At 55.9% G+C, this 2,945-nt stretch carries 2 protein-coding genes and 3 pseudogenes; 3 read left to right on the top strand and 2 right to left on the bottom strand.

The window, feature by feature from the left end; translation table 11 throughout:
• Window positions 1-97 (top strand): annotated as a pseudogene (locus ACWGS9_RS34515) (IS5/IS1182 family transposase); the annotation flags it as partial.
• 248 nt (window positions 98-345) lie between these two features.
• A pseudogene (locus tag ACWGS9_RS34510) lies at window positions 346-528 on the top strand (IS3 family transposase); the annotation flags it as partial.
• Between the two features lie 59 nt (window positions 529-587).
• On the opposite strand, the gene trxA reads toward ACWGS9_RS34510, so the two are convergent.
• Window positions 588-908: a thioredoxin gene (trxA, locus tag ACWGS9_RS34505; protein WP_454509396.1), complete on the bottom strand. Its 321-nt coding sequence runs from the start codon at window positions 906-908 to the stop codon at window positions 588-590.
• 1,007 nt (window positions 909-1,915) lie between these two features.
• On the opposite strand from trxA, the gene ACWGS9_RS34500 reads away from it, so the two are divergent.
• A complete protein-coding gene (locus ACWGS9_RS34500; RefSeq protein WP_454509397.1) occupies window positions 1,916-2,290 on the top strand; it encodes a hypothetical protein in 375 nt (124 codons plus the stop codon).
• Here ACWGS9_RS34500 and ACWGS9_RS34495 read toward each other — a convergent pair.
• Window positions 2,246-2,421, bottom strand: a pseudogene (locus ACWGS9_RS34495) (IS5/IS1182 family transposase); the annotation flags it as partial. The gene ACWGS9_RS34500 and the pseudogene ACWGS9_RS34495 overlap by 45 nt on opposite strands.
• Between the last annotated feature and the right edge of the window lie 524 nt (window positions 2,422-2,945).

The raw sequence follows: 2,945 nt of genomic DNA, 5'->3' as shown, positions 1-2,945 counted from the left end.
CGCAACTCGATATGACCGCGATCCGCTCAATTTCCTCGCTGCCATCAAGCTCGCTTCAGTGCGCATCTGGCTCAGAAATTATGAGTCTGCGACCTAATGCGAGACAATAATCCCTCGTGCCGCCAGCAAGTAGGAAAGCAAGGGAAAAGACTGCGACCGGCAGCCTCACCAATACGCACGTCCAGCATATCAGGACGCCCTGCTTGTCCGACCAACTCTCAGGTGCTGCCCATATTCCCTCTCCGATCCAGCGAAACGCATCGCCCAAAGCCTGTCAACAACGGGCATCATTGGTTTGAGTGCGGTCACGCGAGCCTGCAACGACATGCTTGAAAGCCGCAGCATTCACGCAACGGCAACTGCCTCGACAACGCCGCAATGAAAAGCTTCTTCGCCACTCGATCGCTCCGACAGCATCGCAAGTCCGAAAGTGGGGGAGGACTATATCCGCTATTACAAACCAACGACCTCATCAGGCTGAAGCTCAAAGGGCTGAGCCCTGCACAAAACGCCCATAAATCGCTATGAACCTTACCGCTCTACGGGGCGAATCTACGGGTTTTGCGGTACAGATTGAGCGATATCGATCAGGCTGCGTTCGAAATCCAGTTCAAAAGAGCTATCTTCGGTTTGGCGCCGACCGAGAAATCGGCCACTTCGCCGCCCTTGAAGATCGCGAGCGTCGGAATGGAGCGCACGCCCAATTGGGCGGCGAGTTCCGGGTTTTCATCGATGTTGAGCTTGGCGACCTTGATCTTGCCTTCCATCTCCACGGAGATTTCCTCGAGGCTCGGAGCAATCATCTTGCAGGGATCGCACCATTCGGCCCAGAAATCGACGACGACGGGTGCTGCGGATTCCAGAACTTCCGACTGGAAGTTATAGATATCGACTTTCACGGTAGCCATGGCTGCTCCTTTGACCGAAGAAGATGTTGAACCACATGTGACGGTGCGGTGCAGAATTTTCAATTATCAACCCGACGCTGAAATGGACCCGCGGAGCGGGACCGCTTGAACCGGTTTGTTAGTTGGAAACTGACTGCTCCTGATCCCCTTCTATCACGCTGCCACAGACTCACGTCTGCTGCAGCCCCAGTGAGCATGCATCAGCGTTGTCCACCATGTCCACAGTCTTCGCAGCCCGCATCCGTTCGCGCCGGACCGATAAACCAACCGGGCTGTAGAGCACCGACCGGAAGGTATGAATGGGCATAGCGCGAACGACTTGTTCTGCCCATCCTTACGTCTCTCAGCAAGCCGATTTTCAAAACGGTTTCTAAACGGATCGTCGAGTCGATCACTGCCGTCCAGATCCCTTGGGCCCGCTCTTCATGCTGTGAATTCGCAAAGTGTGGTCGCCGGCGCTATGCTCAGATTTCCACCTGGCTGCATTGGTCCATTTTTTAGAGTCATTTCTGGTTTCCAAGGGCTACCAGCTAGGAGCGATCTGCCGAACTGATTTTGCGTTACATTTGCAATTTTGGGAGGCTTCTCCCAAAGAGTTCGCCCGAGGGTCATGCCTGCTAACGAGATCGCCTTGCCCGTCGCCGCACTGGAACGATGCGATGAATTACGCGCGTTCGGCTGCATCGACTCCTTCCTAGGGCCGGGACAAGAGAGCAGTTCAAAGTCCTGCGCTAAGGCCGAACGAACGATGATCGACGAACTCGGTTGTCCGGCCATCGCGCAGGCCGACGAAGTCTAGCCGGGTGAGATAGGCTCGTCGCGGTGCTCGGTTACGAGCCGGTTGAGGAGATCAACGAACTAAGAAGTGACCACGCGTTCCGTTGTGGACCAGGTCGCGGGCAATGGCGATTGCCGGATGGTCCCGGTGACACCTATATTCACAATGTTGCCCCGGTCGACGTGAAGGTGAGTTGGCAAGGCCGGACCAGCACCTCGACGGGCGTGCCGTGGAAGTCGAACTCATCTTTGGCGAACGGCAGCTTGGTGACACTGAGCTGTATTTGATGGCGCGCATCCGCTTCTCGGCGATCTCGGCCGACAGCAGATCGCTCACCATCATCCGAGGCTCGTACTGCTGCTTGATACCTGTTCTGGTCATAAGCTCCTCGCATGCCAAGGGCCGACGCCAGGCTTTAACGGGAGCGGTACCGTGGCTAGAACGTGACGCATTTTCACGAACACCTGGTTCGCCTGGTCAGGTTCGGGGGGCACATAAAATAGAAACCTTTATTAATCGATCGGTGAGCGATGAACCGCGAGCGGTCGGCTGTAATTTGAAGCGCGGCGCTGAGGATCCACACAAGCTGCCTGAACCAGTGTAGCAGGGGCGAGAAGTTGTAGCTGGCGTCGGCCAGGATGGTTGATGGCATCGCCCTGCTCGCCGGCATGGTAGTTGCGGCCTATCCGGTGCTCGGTTCTTAACGTGACCGATCACGGGTTCGGTCGCGGGCTTGATCGAAGGCTCGGTCGAGATCAAGCGCACTATTCCGACCTTGGTCCGAGCGAGCGAAAATGGAGGCCTGTGGACGCCCCCGTTTTTGCTGAATGGTCAGCTTCTCGAAAGCTAGTTGCCATATAGCTTGTCATTGGCGTCCGAGCTCGCAATCCATTCGCCGCTGAGACTTTGATCTGAGCCTGTCTGCGCAGACTTGCGAGCAACTTATATTCTCAATGGAGAGCGGTATGGCTGGTTCTCAGTTCAATTCTCGGCAGTTGAGCTCGTTTGCGCCAGGCTTCGCGCGGCAGAATACCGGTATGCACGTAGGGCAACAGGCGGACGGCGTACGATATGATGCGCGCTAGATCGACCCCAGCTTCAATTGCCGGTGCTTAACCTTCGACCATCCTTTCAAAAACTACCAACACTTGCCGACCGCCTGAAAACGCGGCTGGGCAAGCCAGCAACACTCTGGAGTCAAGTCATGAAAGCCGCTCTTCTTAAATCCTATGGCGACATCGATCAGTTCGTAATCGAAG

Source organism: Mesorhizobium sp. Arg314 (assembly GCF_053714275.1).
Note: the sequence above shows the minus strand (reverse complement) of the source record. Positions and strands in the feature narration are given on the sequence as shown.

Bases quoted from the DNA above. Each gene is read 5' to 3' on its own strand.
- trxA (WP_454509396.1), bottom strand. From the start codon at position 908: ATGGCTACCGTGAAAGTCGATATCTATAACTTCCAGTCGGAAGTTCTG.